Origin of the sequence: Pseudomonas azotoformans (assembly GCF_900103345.1) — a bacterium.
Classification (GTDB): Bacteria; Pseudomonadota; Gammaproteobacteria; order Pseudomonadales; family Pseudomonadaceae; genus Aquipseudomonas; species Aquipseudomonas azotoformans.
The window spans coordinates 4,315,510-4,332,199 of the sequence record NZ_LT629702.1; the positions used below are offsets into that span (position 1 = coordinate 4,315,510).

The following is a 16,690-nucleotide window of genomic DNA, read 5'->3' on the forward strand; positions in this document are numbered from 1 at the left end:
AAAACTGTAGGAGCGAGCTTGCTCGCGAAGAACGAATAGGCAACGCGGGCTACCTGATAGCGCTGCGTTATCGTTAACGTTCTTCGCGAGCAAGCTCGCTCCTACAGTTCATTTACCGTCCGGCATTGCGCTCCGCATTGCGGATCGATATCTGCGTGTTCAACGTCCAGAAGTCATACAGCACCCCCACCAGGAACAAACCGCCGGTCAGCAGGTAGATCAGTCCGGTGATCCATTTGCCCTGGTACATGCGGTGCACGCCAAACACCCCGAGAAACGCCAGCAGAATCCAGGCCACGTTGTATTCGATAGGCCCGGCGGTAAACCGCAGGTCCGCTTCACGGTCCATGGCCGGGATCAGGAACAGGTCGATCAGCCAGCCGATACCCAGCAAGCCAAAGGTGAAAAACCAGATCGTGCCGGTCACCGGTTTGCCGTAATAGAAGCGATGCGCTCCGGTAAAACCGAAAATCCACAGCAGGTAACCGATCACCTTGCTGTGGGTGTCTTGTTGCTCGCCAATCTGCTGATAGGTGTTCATCGCGTACCTCTTTTGCCTCGATAGATAAATTTTTTCATTTTCTTTGTGACTTTTTTACGGGCGCCCGACGTACGGCAAATGGTATCTTCCCTGCCCTGAAAGCCTTATGCCACCTGACTTGTGTAGGACAATTGCGGCGAATCGTCGCGTTTTTCCTGATTTTGACGTCAAGGTTCAGTCGACAAACGGCCTGAGAACGACACAAAAAGCTGTTATAAAGTTGCGCGCAAACCCATAAGAGCCACGCCTAATGCGACCATTTTTCAAGACATGGCTAACCATTTGCCTATTAATGCCACTGGCCGCCCACGCCACCAATCGTGAGCAACGACTTCCCAACGTTAACGGTTTCACCCCTAAAGTCCACAGCACGCCAAGCACCGCCAAGTCGGTCAAGCTGACCGTCAACCGCCCGACTCAACTGAGCAAGGCCCACGGTAAGGCAACGGCCGGCCTGGTAGGCGTCAACACCAAGCAGAGCAGCACCGTGCTCAGCCGCGCCGTCAACGTGCTCGGTACTCCTTATCGTTGGGGCGGCAGCAGCCCAAGTAAAGGGTTCGACTGCAGTGGTTTGGTGAAATACGCGTTCAACGACGTCGCCGCCGTGGATTTGCCGCGCACTTCCAACGCCATGGCCGCCGGCCACGGGCAGAAGGTTGATCGCAAGGACCTGAAACCGGGTGACCTGCTGTTCTTCAAACTGAAGAGCCGCCAGGTGAACCACGTTGCCATCTACCTGGGCAACGACCGCTTCATCCACGCACCGCGCCGTGGCAAAGCGGTCAGCATCGACACGCTGAAAAAGCCGTTCTGGGATAAGAACTACGTGATTGCCAAGCGGGTGTTGCCTAAAGAGCAGAACAACCTGCGGGTCGTCCAGCGCTAATCGATCCACTGTAGGAGCGAGCTTGCTCGCGAAGAACGTTAACGATGACGCGGGCATTCAGAATGAACGCGGTGCCGATGAGTTTTCGCGAGCAAGCTCGCTCCTACAGTTCTGTCGGCACCCTCGCCTTCTCCCGCGCCTCTTCCCGACTGATCACCCCCTCCCCGACCAACGCCCTCAAGCTCATATCCAGCGTCTTCATCCCCAACGCCCCACCGGTCTGTATGGCCGAGACCATCTGCGCCACCTTGTCCTCACGGATCAGATTGCGAATAGCCGGCGTGCCCAGCATGATTTCATGGGCCGCCACGCGCCCGCCGCCGATCTTCCTCACCAGCACCTGGGACACCACCGCCTGCAACGACTCCGACAGCATCGAGCGGACCATGGCCTTTTCCCCCGCCGGAAACACGTCCACCAGCCGATCCACGGTCTTTGCCGCCGACGAGGTGTGCACGGTGCCGAACACCAGGTGCCCGGTCTCAGCCGCCGTCAGGGCCAGGCGGATGGTTTCCAGGTCGCGCAGTTCGCCCACCAGGATCACGTCGGGGTCTTCTCGCAGCGCCGAGCGCAGGGCGGTGGAAAAACTGTGAGTGTCGCGGTGCACCTGACGCTGGTTGATCAACGCGGTTCTGGGCCTGTGGATAAATTCGATGGGGTCTTCAAGGGTGAGAATGTGCTGGCGTCGATGCTGATTGAGAAAATCGATCATCGCCGCCAGGGTGGTGGACTTGCCCGAGCCGGTGGGGCCGGTCACCAGCACCAGTCCGCGCGGCAGTAGGGCAATACGCTGGAATATTTCCCCCAGGCCGAGACGCTCCAGGCTCTGGACCTCGGATGGAATGGTGCGAAACACCGCGCCCATGCCACGATCCTGCCGGAACACATTGGCGCGGAACCGCGCGACACCGGGCAGATCGAAGGCAAAATCCGTTTCAAGAGATGTTTCGAAATCCTTTTGTTGGTGCTGATTGAGCAATGGGCTCAACAAGTCCGCCACTTGCGGGGGTGAAAGCACCGGCCCATCCAGCGGCCAGACCTCGCCATCCACCCGCAGCATCGGCGCCAGGCCGGCGGACAAATGCAGGTCGGAGGCGCCACGGCGCACGCTGGCCGTGAGTAATTCAGTGATATCCATAGGGCTTTCCATTTCCAGTAGAATGCCGCGGACTCCATATCCACGGGCGCATCTTGAATGTCGACGATAGCAGACAACATCGGCCAGGTTAGCCAGCGCATCCGCGCCGCAGCCGAGGCCGTGCAACGTGACGCAAGCAGCATCCACCTGCTGGCCGTGAGCAAGACCAAACCCGCGCAAGCCGTGCGCGAGGCCTACGCGGCCGGGATGCACGACTTTGGCGAAAACTATTTGCAGGAAGCCCTGGGCAAACAGGCCGAATTAACCGACCTGCCCTTGAGTTGGCACTTCATCGGCCCCATTCAATCGAACAAGACGCGCGCTATCGCCGAGAACTTCGCCTGGGTGCATTCCGTGGACCGCCTCAAAATTGCACAACGCCTGTCCGAACAACGCCCGGCCGACCTGCCACCGCTGAACATCTGCATCCAGGTCAACGTCAGTGGCGAAGCCAGCAAGTCCGGCTGTACACCCGCCGACCTGCCAGCCCTGGCCAACGCCATCAACGCCCTGCCGCGCCTGAAGCTGCGTGGCCTGATGGCAATCCCCGAACCGACCGAAGAGCGCGCCGCGCAAGATGCAGCCTTCGCCACCGTGCGCGAGCTGCAAGCCAGTCTGAACCTGACGCTGGACACACTTTCCATGGGCATGAGCCACGACCTTGAGTCGGCCATCGCCCAAGGCGCTACCTGGGTGCGGATCGGTACCGCCCTGTTCGGCGCCCGCGACTACGGCCAGCCATGAAATGGCTGACTTCCACCTGAGTAAGGACCTGTCATGAGCAACACGCGTATAGCCTTTATCGGCGCCGGTAACATGGCGGCCAGCCTGATCGGTGGCCTGCGGGCCAAGGGCCTGGACGCCGCGCAGATCCGCGCCAGCGACCCGGGCGCCGACACCCGTGCCCGCGTCAGCGCCGAGCACGGCATTGAAACCTTTGCCGACAACGCCGAGGCCATCCAGGGCGTTGATGTGATCGTGCTGGCAGTGAAGCCCCAAGCCATGAAGGCGGTGTGCGAAAGCCTGCGCCCGAGCCTGCAGCCGCAGCAGCTGGTGGTGTCGATTGCGGCCGGCATTACCTGTGCCAGCATGAATAACTGGCTGGGCGCCCAGCCGATCGTGCGCTGCATGCCCAACACGCCAGCCCTGGTCAGTCAGGGCGTGAGTGGCTTGTACGCCACCGCCCAAGTGAGCGCCGAACAACGCGACCAGGCGCAAGAGCTGCTGTCCGCCGTGGGCCTCGCCCTGTGGCTGGAGCAGGAACAGCAACTGGACGCGGTCACCGCCGTATCCGGCAGCGGGCCGGCGTATTTCTTCCTGCTGATCGAAGCCATGACCGCCGCCGGCGTGAAGCTGGGTCTGCCCCAGGACATCGCCAAGCAGCTGTCCGAGCAGACCGCCCTGGGCGCCGCGCGCATGGCGGTGTCCAGCGATGTGGACGCAGCCGAGTTGCGCCGCCGCGTGACCTCGCCGGGCGGCACCACACAGGCGGCCATCGAGTCGTTCCAGGCCGGGGGTTTTGAAGCCCTGGTGGAAAAAGCATTGGGTGCCGCTGCGCACCGCTCGGCAGAACTCGCCGAACAACTGGGCAAATAAGGAGCCAACATGATTGGTTTGAACACCGCAGCCGTCTACGTGCTGCAAACCCTCGGCAGCCTGTACCTGCTGATCGTCCTGATGCGCTTCGTGCTGCAACTGGTGCGCGCGAACTTCTACAACCCGCTGTGCCAGTTCATCGTCAAGGCCACCCAGCCGCTGCTCAAGCCGTTGCGCCGGATCATCCCGAGCCTGTTCGGCCTGGACATGTCGTCGCTGGTACTGGCGATCCTGGTGCAGTTGGCCTTGATGGCGCTGACCCTGCTGCTGACCTACGGCACCACCGGCAATTTCGTACAATTGCTGATCTGGGCCATCATCGGCGTGACCGCGCTGTTCCTGAAGATTTTCTTCTTCGCCCTGATCATCAGTGTGATCCTGTCCTGGGTCGCCCCCGGTAGCCACAACCCTGGCGCCGAGCTGGTGAACCAGATCTGCGAGCCGGCCCTGGCGCCATTCCGCCGCCTGCTGCCGAACCTGGGCGGCCTGGACATTTCGCCGATCCTGGCGTTCATGGTGCTCAAGTTGCTGGACATGCTGGTGATCAACAACCTGGCGGCCATGACCGGGATGCCGGAGATTCTGCGTCTGCTGATCTGACGCGGATCAAATGTGGGAGCGGGCTTGCTCGCGAAGGCGGTGGTTCAGTCGATCCACAAGGTGACTGACACACCGCCTTCGCGAGCAAGCCCGCTCCCACATTTTCAAACTGCACACTGAATTCAATCCGTGCAGGCCTTTGCTTGCCGCTGGGGTTCCCGCTCTTTAGACTTACGCCTCATTTAAACGAGAGCAGGGTCGATGCCAGCTGCCTTTCCCCCCGATTCTGTTGGACTGGTCGTGCCCCAAGTGGCGCACTTCAGCGAACCGCTGGCCCTGGCCTGCGGCCGGTCGCTGCCCGCCTACGACCTGATCTATGAAACCTACGGCCAACTGAACGCCACGGCAAGCAACGCCGTGCTGATCTGCCACGCCCTGTCCGGCCATCATCACGCGGCCGGTTTCCATTCGGTCGACGAGCGCAAGCCCGGCTGGTGGGACAGTTGCATCGGCCCCGGCAAGCCCATCGACACCAACAAGTTCTTTGTGGTCAGCCTGAACAACCTCGGCGGCTGCAACGGCTCAACCGGCCCCAGCAGCCTCAACCCGGAAACCGGCAAACCGTTCGGCGCCGACTTCCCGGTGCTCACCGTAGAAGACTGGGTGCACAGCCAGGCGCGCCTGGCCGACCTGCTGGGCATCAGCCAGTGGGCTGCGGTGATCGGCGGCAGCCTGGGCGGCATGCAGGCGCTGCAATGGACCATCACCTACCCGGACCGCGTGCGCCACTGCCTGGCAATCGCCTCGGCCCCCAAGCTGTCGGCGCAGAACATCGCCTTCAACGAAGTGGCGCGCCAGGCCATCCTCACCGACCCGGAGTTCCACGGTGGTTCGTTCCAGGAAGCCGGCGTGATCCCCAAGCGCGGCCTGATGCTGGCGCGGATGGTCGGGCATATCACCTACCTGTCCGATGACTCCATGGGCGAGAAATTCGGCCGTGGCCTCAAGAGCGAGAAGCTCAACTACGACTTCCACAGCGTCGAGTTCCAGGTGGAAAGCTACCTGCGCTACCAGGGCGAAGAGTTCTCGGGGCGTTTCGACGCCAACACCTACCTGCTGATGACCAAGGCGCTGGACTACTTCGACCCGGCCGCCAACCACGACGACGACCTGGCGAAAACCTTCGAAGGCGCCACGGCCAAGTTCTGCGTGATGTCGTTCACCACCGACTGGCGCTTCTCGCCGGCCCGCTCCCGTGAGCTGGTGGACGCGCTGATGGCGGCACGCAAAGACGTCTGCTACCTGGAGATCGATGCACCGCAAGGCCACGACGCCTTCCTGATCCCGATCCCGCGTTACTTGCAGGCGTTCGGCAATTACATGAACCGGATTACTGTGTGAGAACGCCATGAGAGCCGACCTGGAAATCATCCAAGACTGGATCCCCGCCGGCAGCCGCGTGCTCGACCTGGGCTGCGGCGATGGCGAACTGCTGAGCTGGCTGCGCGACAACAAGCAAGTCACCGGCTATGGCCTGGAAAACGACCCGGACAACATTGCCCAGTGCGTGGCCAAGGGCATCAACGTGATCGAGCAGGACCTGGACAAGGGCCTGGGCAACTTTGCCAGCAACAGCTTCGACATCGTGGTGATGACCCAGGCCCTGCAGGCGGTGCACTACCCGGACCGCATCCTCGACGAAATGCTGCGTGTAGGCCGCCAGTGCATCATCACGTTCCCCAACTTCGGGCACTGGCGCTGCCGCTGGTACCTGGCCACCAAGGGCCGCATGCCGGTGTCGGACTTCCTGCCGTACACCTGGTACAACACGCCGAACATCCACTTCTGCACTTTCGAAGACTTCGAAGCCCTGTGTGGCGAGCGTGAAGCCAAGGTGATCAACCGTCTTGCCGTCGATCAACAGCATCGCCACGGCTGGGCGAGTAAACTGTGGCCCAACCTGTTGGGCGAAATCGGTATCTACCGGGTCAGCAGTCCTGGCCTGACGGACCACAAGATTGCCGTCTAATCATCTTCAAGAGGGACGCTCATGAGTCGTTTGGCTATTTTTCTATTGACCGCCTGCCTGGGCGCCAACGCCATGGCCGCGGACGCTATAGACGCTAACCGCAAGAAAGACTTCGGCGATATCACCGTCCACTACAACACCTTCACCTCCAGCTTCCTGCAACCGGAAACCGCCCAGGCCGTCGGCGTGGTGCGCAGCAAGGAGAAGGGCCTGATCAACGTAACCGTGATCAAGGGCGTGACCCCGGTGGCCGCGCAAGTGACCGGCACCATCAAGGACTTGGGCGGCAAGAGCGAAGTCCTCACCTTCAAGCAGATCAACGAGAAAGGCGGCATCAATTACCTGGCGCCCTACTCCGTGACGCAGCGCGAATACAAGACGTTTACCATCAACGTTGAAACCGGTGGCAAAGCCCATAGCTTCCAGTTCAACCAGGAACTGTTTCCGGCGGAATAATGAACCTTACCCAACTCGTACTGGCCAGCCATAACGCCGGCAAACTCAAAGAACTGCAAGCCATGCTCGGTGACTCTGTGCAGTTGCGCTCCATCGGCGAGTTCAGCCAGGTGGAGCCGGAAGAGACCGGCCTGTCGTTCGTCGAGAACGCTATCCTCAAGGCGCGCAACGCCGCACGTATCTCCGGTTTGCCGGCGCTGGCGGATGACTCGGGGCTGGCGGTGGACTTCCTCGGCGGCGCGCCTGGCATCTATTCGGCACGCTACGCCGACGGCAAAGGCGATGCAGCCAACAACGCCAAGCTGCTGGACGCGCTCAAGGACGTACCGGACGCCGAACGCGGCGCACAGTTCGTCTGCGTGCTGGCCTTGGTACGCCATGCCGATGACCCGCTGCCGATCCTCTGCGAAGGCTTGTGGCACGGGCGCATCCTGCATGCCGCCAGCGGCGAGCATGGGTTTGGCTATGACCCGCTGTTCTGGGTGCCGGAGCGCAATGTCTCCAGCGCCGAACTGAGCCCGGCCGACAAGAACCAGATCAGCCACCGTGCTCGCGCAATGGATTTGCTGCGCCAACGCCTGAGCCTGAAATGACCCAGAACACCTCTGCGCAGCCGCTGATCCACGGCGGCGCGCAAACACCTCGGGCGGCCTTGCCTGTGCTGCCGCCCCTGGCGCTGTACATCCACATCCCGTGGTGCGTGCGCAAATGCCCTTATTGCGACTTCAACTCCCACACCGCCAGTAAAGTGCTGCCGGAAGAAGAGTATGTGGACGCGCTGCTGGCAGATCTCGATCAGGACCTGCACGCCGCGTATGGCCGCGAACTCAGTTCGATCTTCTTCGGCGGCGGCACGCCGAGCCTGTTCAGCGCCCCGGCGTTGGGCCGTTTGCTCAAGGGTGTGCAAGCACGCATCCCGTTTGCCGGCGATATCGAGATCACCCTGGAAGCCAACCCCGGGACGTTCGAGCAAGAAAAGTTCGTGGCCTATCGCAAGCTGGGGATCAATCGCCTGTCCATCGGCATCCAGAGCTTCCAGCAGGCAAAGCTTGAGGCCCTGGGCCGTATCCACAATGGCGACGAAGCCATACGCGCCGCCGGCATGGCGCGCCAGGCTGGCTTTGATAACTTCAACCTGGACTTGATGCACGGGCTGCCCGATCAGTCCCTGGACGACGCCTTGAGCGACCTGCGCCAGGCCATCGCGCTGAAGCCGACGCACTTGTCCTGGTACCAGCTGACCCTGGAACCCAACACCGTATTCTGGAACCAGCCGCCTGCGCTGCCGGAAGACGACACCCTGTGGGATATCCAGGAAGCCGGCCAGGCGCTGCTCGCCGAGCACGGTTACGCGCAATATGAAGTGTCCGCCTATGCCCAACCGGGTCGCCCGGCGCGGCATAACCTCAATTACTGGAGCTTCGGTGACTTTATCGGCATCGGCGCCGGCGCCCACGGCAAGCTCAGCCATCCGGACGGGCGCATCGTGCGCACCTGGAAGACACGGGCACCGAAGGACTACCTCAACCCGGCCAAAAGCTTCCAGGCCGGCGCGAAGGAACTGACCAACGAAGAGCTGCCATTCGAGTTCCTGATGAACGCCCTGCGCCTCACCGAAGGCGTCGAGTCCAGGCTCTACGCCGAACGTACCGGCCTCGACCTGGCGAGCCTCGATGAAGGCCGCCGCGAGGCAGAACAAAGTGGCTTAATGCAGGTCGAACCGTCACGCCTGGCGGCGACCGACCGCGGGCAACTCTTTCTCAATGATCTGTTGCAGAAGTTTTTGAGCTGACGCTCTTAAGGAAATCGAATGGATTTGGTACTCGACCTGCTCGCCACCGTATCCCGCTGGAGCCGCAGCAACCTGTCGGAAATCTCCCTGGCCCTGGTGGGCTGCCTGCTGGTGCTGTTTGGCGCCGATATCAAAGGCTGGGTCGAAGCGCGACTGGGCAGCATCGCCGGGGCGTTGCGCGTGCCGTTGATGGCGCTGGTGTGCATGATCGGCAGCGGTGCGGCGTTGATTTATGCCACGCCGTGGATTGTGCGGGGGTTGAGCCAGTTCAATAACTACAGCCTGGCGCCGGTGTTGATCGTGGTACTGGTGTTGATCGGCGTAATCGCAGACCGCCGCTGACCGGAAACCCAACACAAAGCAGAATGTGGGAGGGGGCTTGCCCCCGATAGCGGTGGATCAGTCAGCTTATCTGTAGCTGACCCACTGCAATCGGGGGCAAGCCCCCTCCCACATTGAATTGCATTTCAAGCTAATGGCGAGTTACGCCAGCTTCTCGAACTTCAGATCCCACACCCCATGCCCCAGCCGCTCGCCACGACGCTCGAACTTGGTGATCGGACGCTCGGCCGGGCGTGGCACGCATTTGCCATCTTCAGCCAGGTTGCGGTAGCCAGGGGCGACGTTCATCACTTCCAGCATGTATTCCGCATACGGCTCCCAGTCGGTGGCCATGTGCAGGATGCCGCCCACTTTCAGCTTGCTGCGTACCAGTTCCGCAAAGGAGGCCTGGACGATGCGGCGCTTGTGGTGACGGGCCTTGTGCCAGGGGTCCGGGAAGAACAGCATCAGGCGGTCGAGGCTGTTGTCGGCAATGCAGCGGTTGAGCACTTCGATCGCGTCGCAGTCATAGACCCGCAGGTTGGTCAGCCCTTGAGTCAACACACCGTTGAGCAGCGCACCGACACCTGGGCGGTGCACTTCCACGCCGATAAAATCCTGGTCCGGCGCAGCGGCGGCCATTTCCAGCAGGGAGTGGCCCATGCCGAAGCCGATTTCCAGGGAGCGCGGGGCCGAACGGCCAAACACCTGGTCGTAGTCCACCGGCGCGTCGGCCAATGGCAACACGAACAACGGCGTACCTTGCTCCAGGCCCTTTTGCTGGCCTTCGGTCATACGGCCGGCGCGCATCACAAAGCTCTTGATGCGGCGGTGCTTGGACTCGTCGCCGGCTTCCAGGGTGTTCGGCGTTTCGTTTGATTCAGTCATCAATGGCTCTTACTTGATCAGACCATCCAGCGGCGAGGAGGCGCTGGCGTAGAGTTTTTTCGGCATGCGGCCGGCGAGGTAGGCCAGGCGGCCCGCGACGATGGCGTGGTTCATGGCTTCGGCCATCAGGATTGGTTGCTGGGCGTGGGCGATGGCCGAGTTCATCAGCACCGCGTCGCAGCCCAGTTCCATGGCGATGGTTGCGTCGGAGGCCGTTCCCACGCCTGCATCCACCAGCACCGGAATCTTGGCTTCTTCGAGGATGATCTGCAGGTTGTACGGATTGCAGATACCCAGGCCGGAACCGATCAGACCCGCCAGTGGCATCACCGCGATGCAGCCGATTTCCGCCAGTTGGCGCGCAATGATCGGGTCATCGCTGGTGTAGACCATCACGTCGAAACCTTCCTTGACCAGGGTTTCGGCGGCCTTGAGGGTTTCGATCACGTTGGGGAACAGGGTTTTCTGGTCGGCCAGCACTTCCAGCTTCACCAGGTTGTGGCCATCGAGCAGCTCACGGGCCAGGCGGCAGGTGCGCACGGCTTCAATGGCGTCGTAGCAACCGGCAGTGTTCGGCAGGAAGGTGTAGCGATCCGGCGACAGCACTTCGAGCAGGTTCGGCTCGCCTTCGATCTGGCCGAGGTTGGTGCGGCGCACGGCGAAGGTGACGATCTCGGCGCCCGAGGCTTCGATGGCCAGGCGGGTTTCTTCCATGTCGCGGTACTTGCCGGTGCCGACCAGCAGGCGGGACTGGTAGGTACGACCCGCCAGGACGAAGGGCTTGTCGCTACGAACGATGCTCATGGGAAATCCTCGAAATGGGGTGAGGTTCTGCAGAATTCAGGAAGCTACGCGATCAGCCGCCGCCGATGGCGTGGACTACTTCAACCTGGTCGCCTTCGGCGAGCGCGGTCTCGGCGTGCAGGCTACGCGGGACGATATCCAGGTTGAGTTCCACTGCGACGCGACGCCCGGTCAGGTCCAGGCGGGTCAGCAGGGCCGCAACGGTTTCACCGTCGGGCAGTTCAAAGGATTCGCCGTTCAACTGAATGCGCATGCCACGGGCCGCCATCGTTTTTAGGGGTCGGCATTCTAGCCCGATTGAGGTTGCCGGCCCAAGTCCCTTGGTCAGGCCACCTGCAAGCGCCACGCCGCCAGGCCCAGGAAGAACCAGCCGAGCAGGAAAGCCAGGCCGCCAAACGGCGTGATGATCCCGAGTTTGCTGATGCCGGTCAGGGTGAGCACATACAGGCTGCCGGAGAACAGCAGGATGCCGACGGTAAACGAGATGCCCGCCCAACTGACCAAGCGGCCAGGGATATGCGCCGCCAGCAGCGCCACACCGAACAGCGCCAGGGTGTGCACCAGTTGGTAGGTGACGCCGGTGTGGAAGATTGCGAGGTACTCGGCGCTCAGGCGGTTTTTCAGGCCGTGGGCGGCGAAGGCGCCAAGGGCGACACCGGTGAAGCCGAAAAAGGCAGCCAACATCAGAAAGCCACGCAGCATGAGGAACTCCAGTCAGACTCATAGGGCAGGGTCTGTATAATGGCCCGCTCAACGGGTTCGGCCAAGCCATCTCTATGCTGCGTCTCCTCTTCAAACGCTTTCTCAACGTCGTCAAATGGTTTGCCATCGGCAGTGTGCTGCTGGTGCTGCTGTTTCGTGTCATCCCGCCGCCCTTCACCGCGCTGATGGTGGAGCGCAAGGTCGAATCCTGGTTCGACGGCGAGCCCATTGACCTGCAGCGCACCTGGGTGCCGTGGGACGAGATCTCCGACGAGCTCAAAGTAGCGGTGATGGCTGGCGAAGACCAACGCTTCCCGCAGCATTGGGGCTTTGATTTCAGCGCGATCCAGGCGGCGATCCTGCACAACGAGCGCGGCGGCTCGATTCGCGGTGCCAGCACGTTGAGCCAGCAAGTGTCGAAGAACCTGTTCCTGTGGGCCGGCCGCAGTTATCTGCGCAAAGGCCTGGAAGCCTGGTTTACCGGGTTGATCGAGGTGTTGTGGCCCAAGCAGCGGATTCTTGAGGTGTACCTCAATAGCGTGGAGTGGGACGAAGGGGTATTTGGGGCGGAAGCGGCGGCTCGGCATCACTTTGGGGTGAGTGCCAAGGGGCTATCGCGGCAGCAGGCCAGCTATCTGGCGGCTGTTTTGCCCAACCCACGGGTGTGGAGTGCAAGCCATCCGACGGCGTATGTGGCAAGGCGCGCGGCCTGGATTCGGCAGCAGATGAGTCAGTTGGGTGGAGACGGTTACCTGGTCGAACTGAACAACTCCAGGAAGGCCCCCTGGTCCGACTGACACAACACAAAAACGACTGTGGGAGCGGGCTTGCTCGCGAACGCGTTGGTTGAGTCAACATTTTCGGTGACTGACACTCCGCATTCGCGAGCAAGCCCGCTCCCACATTCGATCGCGTGGTTTTCGCAACCGCGTTTTAGGCGGCGATCGACAGCTTCAGCTTGTTCATCGCGCTTTTCTCAAGCTGACGAATCCGCTCGGCCGACACGTTGTACTTCTGCGCCAGGTCATGCAGCGTGGCCTTGTCTTCCGCCAGCCAGCGCTGGTAGAGGATGTCACGGCTGCGGTCGTCCAGTACTTCCAGCGCTTCGTGCAGGTTGTGGTTGGAGTTATCGCTCCAGTCCGCATCCTCCAGTTGACGCGCCGGATCGTACCGGTGGTCTTCCAGGTAGTTGGCCGGCGATTGGAAGGCGCTGTCGTCGTCCGCTTCAGCAGCGGGGTCGAAGGCCATGTCATGGCCGGTCAGGCGGCTTTCCATCTCGCGCACTTCACGCGGTTCCACACCAAGGCTTTCGGCCACGCGGTGGACTTCTTCGTTGTTCAGCCACGCCAGGCGTTTCTTCTGGCTGCGCAGGTTGAAGAACAGTTTGCGCTGGGCCTTGGTGGTCGCCACTTTCACGATGCGCCAGTTGCGCAGGATGAACTCGTGGATTTCCGCCTTGATCCAGTGCACGGCAAACGACACCAGACGCACACCCATCTCAGGGTTGAAGCGCTTTACAGCCTTCATCAGGCCGACGTTGCCTTCCTGGATCAGGTCAGCCTGGGCCAGGCCATAGCCGCTATAGCTACGGGCGATATGTACGACAAAACGCAGGTGGGCGAGCACCATCTGCCGAGCCGCCCCCAAATCCTGCTCATAGTAGAGACTCTCGGCCAGTTCACGCTCCTGCTCGGGCGTCAGCAATGGAATGCTGTTGACCGTGTGCACATAGGCTTCCAGGTTCGCACCAGGGACCAAGGCATAAGCAGGTTGCAAAGAAGTGGTCATACGAAAAAACCTCCGACTCACATAACTCGTGCAGTGAAGCACTGCGAAAATTGACCGGGAACCGTAGGACAAGTTCCCTAAACCACCGATACGGTCAATACAAACGAAACCACATTAATCTGACATTAACTACTTCGGTGCCAGCTCACGTAAATGACGAGCGACCGCAATCCACGCACCGATATACCCCAACAATACCGCGCCAAGCAAGAGACTCAGACCATCGGCTACCGGCACGCCAGCCAGGGCGAAATCACTGCCGTAGAGTCCGGCAAGCCCGACAACCGCGTCGTTCAGCCAGTCCAGGCCAAAAGCCAGCACGCCCCAGGACAAAATCCCGGCACCAAAGCCATAAAGCGCGCCCATGTACAGAAAAGGCCGACGCACATAGCTGTCCGTACCGCCGACCAGTTTAATCACTTCTATCTCGGTGCGACGGTTTTCAATATGAAGACGAATGGTATTACCTATCACCAAAAGTAATGCAGACACCAACAACACCGTCAGGCCGAACACAAAGCGGTCGCCCAGCTTGAGGATCGCCGCCAGGCGCTCTACCCAGACTAGATCAAGTTGCGCCTGTTGCACCTTGGGCATTTCTGCGAGTTTTTGTCGCAGGGCTTCCAGCGCCGGCTTGTCCACCTCGTTCGGCGTCACCAGGACCACGCCCGGCAGCGGGTTCTGTGGCAGCTCCTTGAGCGCCTCGCCCAGGCCGGATTGTTGCTGGAACTCTTCCAGTGCCTGATCGCGACTGATGTACTCGGCATCCGCCACGCCGGGGATGTTCTTGATGTCATCGCGCAGGGATTCGCCGTCTTTGGCGCTGGCATCGATGTTCAGGTACAGCGAGATCTGCGCTGCGCGCTGCCAGGAACCGCCCAGGCGCTCCACATTATTAAGCAGCAGCGACAAGCCCATCGGCAGGCTCAGGGCCACTGCCATCACCAGGCAGGTGAAAAAGCTGCCGATCGGCTGCTTGCCCAGGCGGCGCAGGCTGTCAATCAGACTGGCGCGATGGCTCTCGATCCAGGCGCGCAGCAAGGTGCTGAAATCCGGACCGTCGTCATCATGGTCGTGTTTTTTCTTCGGCGGTTGCGGGTCGGCCGGTTTCGGCGCCACGCGTTCGGAGACTTTAGGGCTGCGTGTTGCACTCATACGCCGGCCTCCCCGTCACCGATCAGGCGGCCGCGTTGCAGGGTCAGCATGCGATGGCGCATGCGTGCGATCAGCGCCAGGTCGTGACTGGCGATCAGCACGCTGGTGCCCAGGCGGTTGATGTCTTCGAATACGCCCATGATCTCGGCCGCCAGGCGCGGGTCGAGGTTACCGGTGGGTTCGTCCGCCAGCAGCAGCGCCGGGCGGTGGACGATGGCGCGGGCGATACCGACGCGCTGTTGCTGGCCGGTGGACAGGTCGCCGGGGTAGAGATCGGTCTTGTCCGACAGCGCCACGCGCTCCAGGGCCGAGTCCACGCGCTTGACGATCTCGGCCTTGGACAGCCCGAGGATCTGCAACGGCAGCGCCACGTTATTGAACACGGTGCGATCAAACAGCAACTGGTGATTCTGGAACACCACGCCGATCTGACGGCGCAGGAACGGAATCTGCGCATTGCTGATAGTTGCCAGGTCCTGGCCCGCCAGCAGCAACTTGCCAGTGGTCGGGCGTTCCATGGCCAGCAGCAGGCGCAACAAGGTACTTTTGCCGGCGCCGGAGTGTCCGGTTACAAATAGAAACTCGCCGCGACGCACTCGAAAGCTCAGCTCATGCAAGCCGACATGCCCGTTGGCGTAGCGTTTACCGACCTGTTCGAAACGAATCATGAACGCTCCCGCTCGGCAAACAGTGCCTGTACAAAGGGTTCGGCTTCAAAGGTGCGCAGGTCGTCGATGCCTTCACCAACGCCGATATAACGAATCGGCAACCCGAACTGTTTGGCCAGGGCGAAGATCACGCCGCCCTTGGCCGTGCCGTCGAGCTTAGTCAATGCCAGGCCGGTCAGTTGTACCGTCTGGTTGAATTGTTTGGCCTGGCTGATGGCGTTCTGGCCAGTCCCGGCATCCAGCACCAACAGAACCTCGTGCGGCGCGTCTGCGTCGAGCTTGCCGATCACGCGGCGAACCTTTTTCAGCTCTTCCATCAAATTGTCTTTGGTGTGCAGGCGACCGGCGGTATCGGCGATCAGCACGTCGATGTTACGGGCCTTCGCGGCCTGCACAGCATCGAAGATCACCGAGGCGGAATCGGCGCCGGTGTGCTGGGCGATGACCGGGATCTTGTTGCGCTCGCCCCACACCTGCAGCTGTTCCACCGCAGCGGCACGGAACGTATCGCCGGCTGCGAGCATGACTTTTTTGCCTTCGGACTGCAGCTTCTTGGCCAGCTTGCCGATAGTGGTGGTCTTGCCGGCGCCGTTGACGCCCACCACCAGGATCACGAACGGCCTCTTCGGGGTAATCACCAGCGGCGCTTCCACCGGCTTGAGCATGGCGGCCAGCTCGGCCTGCAGGGATTTGTACAGCGCGTCGGCGTCGGTCAGTTGCTTGCGCGCGACCTTCTGGGTGAGGCTCTGGATGATCACGGCGGTGGCTTCAACGCCCACGTCGGCAGTGAGCAGGCGGGTTTCGATGTCTTCCAGCAGTTCGTCATCGATGACCTTCTTGCCGAGGAACAGGCTGGCCATGCCTTCGCCGATGCTTGCGCTGGTTTTGCTCAGGCCTTGCTTGAGGCGGGCGAAGAAGCCGGTCTTGCTGGTTTCGGCAGGGGCGACGACTGCCTCCGGCTCGATCACCGCAGGCACGGCCACCTCGGCCACAACCGGAATCGGCGGGGTGACGTGCTCAGCCTGCACATCTTCAACCAGCGCCACGGGTTCTTCGGCCACCGGCAGTTCCGGCCACGGTTTGTGCTCGGGTTCCGGCTCAGGTTCCGGGACAGCCTCGACGACCGGCTGCAACACCGGCTCGGCCATCGGCAACACCACCGGCGCAGGGGTTTCGGCAACCGGCTCGGCTTCTACTATGGGTTCTGGGATAGGTTCAGGTTGAACCTGCGGCAGTTCGTCGACGGTTTCCTGCGGCTTTTTGCGCAGCCATCCGAACAGGCCTTTCTTCTCACCAGCCGCAGCTGGGGTCTTCTTGTCGTCGTTGGAACCAAACATGGAGACGGCTATCTCAAGGTAGCGACGCGCCAAGGGGCGCTTCGGTAAA

At 61.5% G+C, this 16,690-nt stretch carries 21 protein-coding genes; 11 read left to right on the forward strand and 10 right to left on the reverse strand.

Features of this window, described 5'->3' with window-relative positions:
• Positions 1-112: 112 nt before the first annotated feature.
• Positions 113-523 (reverse strand): NINE protein, encoded by a 411-nt coding sequence (locus tag BLR69_RS19610; protein ID WP_166794296.1) that lies wholly within the window; start codon positions 521-523, stop codon positions 113-115.
• 268 nt (positions 524-791) lie between these two features.
• Here BLR69_RS19610 and BLR69_RS19615 point away from each other — a divergent pair, with 268 nt between their 5' ends.
• Entirely contained in the window at positions 792-1,427 is a 636-nt protein-coding gene (locus tag BLR69_RS19615; RefSeq protein WP_058426558.1) for a C40 family peptidase, read from the forward strand.
• 103 nt (positions 1,428-1,530) lie between these two features.
• Here the strand turns inward: BLR69_RS19615 and BLR69_RS19620 are convergent, their stop codons facing one another.
• Positions 1,531-2,565 (reverse strand): type IV pilus twitching motility protein PilT, encoded by a 1,035-nt coding sequence (locus BLR69_RS19620; protein WP_071494475.1) that lies wholly within the window; start codon positions 2,563-2,565, stop codon positions 1,531-1,533.
• A 57-nt stretch (positions 2,566-2,622) separates the two neighbouring features.
• On the opposite strand from BLR69_RS19620, the gene BLR69_RS19625 reads away from it, so the two are divergent.
• From BLR69_RS19625 to BLR69_RS19665, 9 genes are all read left to right on the forward strand, one after another.
• Entirely contained in the window at positions 2,623-3,309 is a 687-nt protein-coding gene (locus tag BLR69_RS19625; RefSeq protein WP_071494476.1) for a YggS family pyridoxal phosphate-dependent enzyme, read from the forward strand.
• A 33-nt stretch (positions 3,310-3,342) separates the two neighbouring features.
• Positions 3,343-4,161 carry a pyrroline-5-carboxylate reductase gene (gene proC, locus BLR69_RS19630; protein WP_071494477.1) on the forward strand — a complete coding sequence of 273 codons (819 nt, stop codon included), beginning with the start codon at positions 3,343-3,345 and terminating at the stop codon, positions 4,159-4,161.
• A 9-nt stretch (positions 4,162-4,170) separates the two neighbouring features.
• The gene (locus BLR69_RS19635; RefSeq protein WP_025859579.1) at positions 4,171-4,761 is read left to right on the forward strand and encodes a YggT family protein; all 591 of its coding nucleotides are present in this window, start codon (positions 4,171-4,173) and stop codon (positions 4,759-4,761) included.
• A gap of 201 nt (positions 4,762-4,962) precedes the next feature.
• Complete coding sequence (gene metX, locus BLR69_RS19640) at positions 4,963-6,102, forward strand: homoserine O-succinyltransferase MetX (protein ID WP_071494478.1); 1,140 nt, start codon at positions 4,963-4,965, stop codon at positions 6,100-6,102.
• A gap of 7 nt (positions 6,103-6,109) precedes the next feature.
• Positions 6,110-6,730: a methionine biosynthesis protein MetW gene (metW, locus tag BLR69_RS19645; RefSeq protein ID WP_016972957.1), complete on the forward strand. Its 621-nt coding sequence runs from the start codon at positions 6,110-6,112 to the stop codon at positions 6,728-6,730.
• A gap of 21 nt (positions 6,731-6,751) precedes the next feature.
• Complete coding sequence (locus BLR69_RS19650) at positions 6,752-7,186, forward strand: DUF4426 domain-containing protein (RefSeq protein WP_071494479.1); 435 nt, start codon at positions 6,752-6,754, stop codon at positions 7,184-7,186.
• Positions 7,183-7,779 (forward strand): RdgB/HAM1 family non-canonical purine NTP pyrophosphatase, encoded by a 597-nt coding sequence (gene rdgB / locus BLR69_RS19655; protein ID WP_025859581.1) that lies wholly within the window; start codon positions 7,183-7,185, stop codon positions 7,777-7,779. Before BLR69_RS19650 ends, rdgB begins: the two co-directional genes overlap by 4 nt.
• Positions 7,776-8,978, forward strand: coding sequence for a radical SAM family heme chaperone HemW (gene hemW / locus BLR69_RS19660; RefSeq protein ID WP_071494480.1), 1,203 nt, complete (start codon positions 7,776-7,778; stop codon positions 8,976-8,978). The genes rdgB and hemW overlap by 4 nt, the downstream gene beginning before the upstream one ends.
• A gap of 18 nt (positions 8,979-8,996) precedes the next feature.
• Entirely contained in the window at positions 8,997-9,320 is a 324-nt protein-coding gene (locus tag BLR69_RS19665) for a DUF3392 domain-containing protein (RefSeq protein ID WP_071494481.1), read from the forward strand.
• Positions 9,321-9,461: 141 nt separating this feature from the next.
• On the opposite strand, the gene trmB is transcribed toward BLR69_RS19665, so the two are convergent.
• The 4 genes from trmB to BLR69_RS19685 form a co-directional block, all read right to left on the reverse strand.
• Positions 9,462-10,187 carry a tRNA (guanosine(46)-N7)-methyltransferase TrmB gene (gene trmB, locus BLR69_RS19670; RefSeq protein ID WP_058426548.1) on the reverse strand — a complete coding sequence of 242 codons (726 nt, stop codon included), beginning with the start codon at positions 10,185-10,187 and terminating at the stop codon, positions 9,462-9,464.
• Between the two features lie 9 nt (positions 10,188-10,196).
• A complete protein-coding gene (locus BLR69_RS19675; RefSeq protein WP_058426547.1) occupies positions 10,197-10,991 on the reverse strand; it encodes a thiazole synthase in 795 nt (264 codons plus the stop codon).
• A 52-nt stretch (positions 10,992-11,043) separates the two neighbouring features.
• Positions 11,044-11,244: a sulfur carrier protein ThiS gene (gene thiS / locus BLR69_RS19680; RefSeq protein WP_058426546.1), complete on the reverse strand. Its 201-nt coding sequence runs from the start codon at positions 11,242-11,244 to the stop codon at positions 11,044-11,046.
• Positions 11,245-11,315: 71 nt separating this feature from the next.
• On the reverse strand, positions 11,316-11,693 hold the full coding sequence (locus BLR69_RS19685; protein ID WP_071494482.1) for a DUF423 domain-containing protein: 378 nt from the start codon (positions 11,691-11,693) through the stop codon (positions 11,316-11,318).
• Between the two features lie 74 nt (positions 11,694-11,767).
• Between BLR69_RS19685 and mtgA the strand changes: the two genes are divergently transcribed.
• Entirely contained in the window at positions 11,768-12,490 is a 723-nt protein-coding gene (gene mtgA, locus BLR69_RS19690) for a monofunctional biosynthetic peptidoglycan transglycosylase (RefSeq protein WP_071494483.1), read from the forward strand.
• Positions 12,491-12,626: 136 nt separating this feature from the next.
• Here the strand turns inward: mtgA and rpoH are convergent, their stop codons facing one another.
• From rpoH to ftsY, 4 genes are all read right to left on the reverse strand, one after another.
• Complete coding sequence (rpoH, locus tag BLR69_RS19695) at positions 12,627-13,481, reverse strand: RNA polymerase sigma factor RpoH (RefSeq protein WP_016972967.1); 855 nt, start codon at positions 13,479-13,481, stop codon at positions 12,627-12,629.
• Positions 13,482-13,610: 129 nt separating this feature from the next.
• Complete coding sequence (ftsX, locus tag BLR69_RS19700) at positions 13,611-14,636, reverse strand: permease-like cell division protein FtsX (protein WP_071494484.1); 1,026 nt, start codon at positions 14,634-14,636, stop codon at positions 13,611-13,613.
• Positions 14,633-15,304, reverse strand: a complete 672-nt coding sequence (ftsE, locus tag BLR69_RS19705; RefSeq protein WP_003234627.1) for a cell division ATP-binding protein FtsE — start codon at positions 15,302-15,304, stop codon at positions 14,633-14,635. Before ftsE ends, ftsX begins: the two co-directional genes overlap by 4 nt.
• Entirely contained in the window at positions 15,301-16,641 is a 1,341-nt protein-coding gene (gene ftsY / locus BLR69_RS19710) for a signal recognition particle-docking protein FtsY (RefSeq protein WP_071494485.1), read from the reverse strand. The genes ftsE and ftsY overlap by 4 nt, the downstream gene beginning before the upstream one ends.
• Between the last annotated feature and the right edge of the window lie 49 nt (positions 16,642-16,690).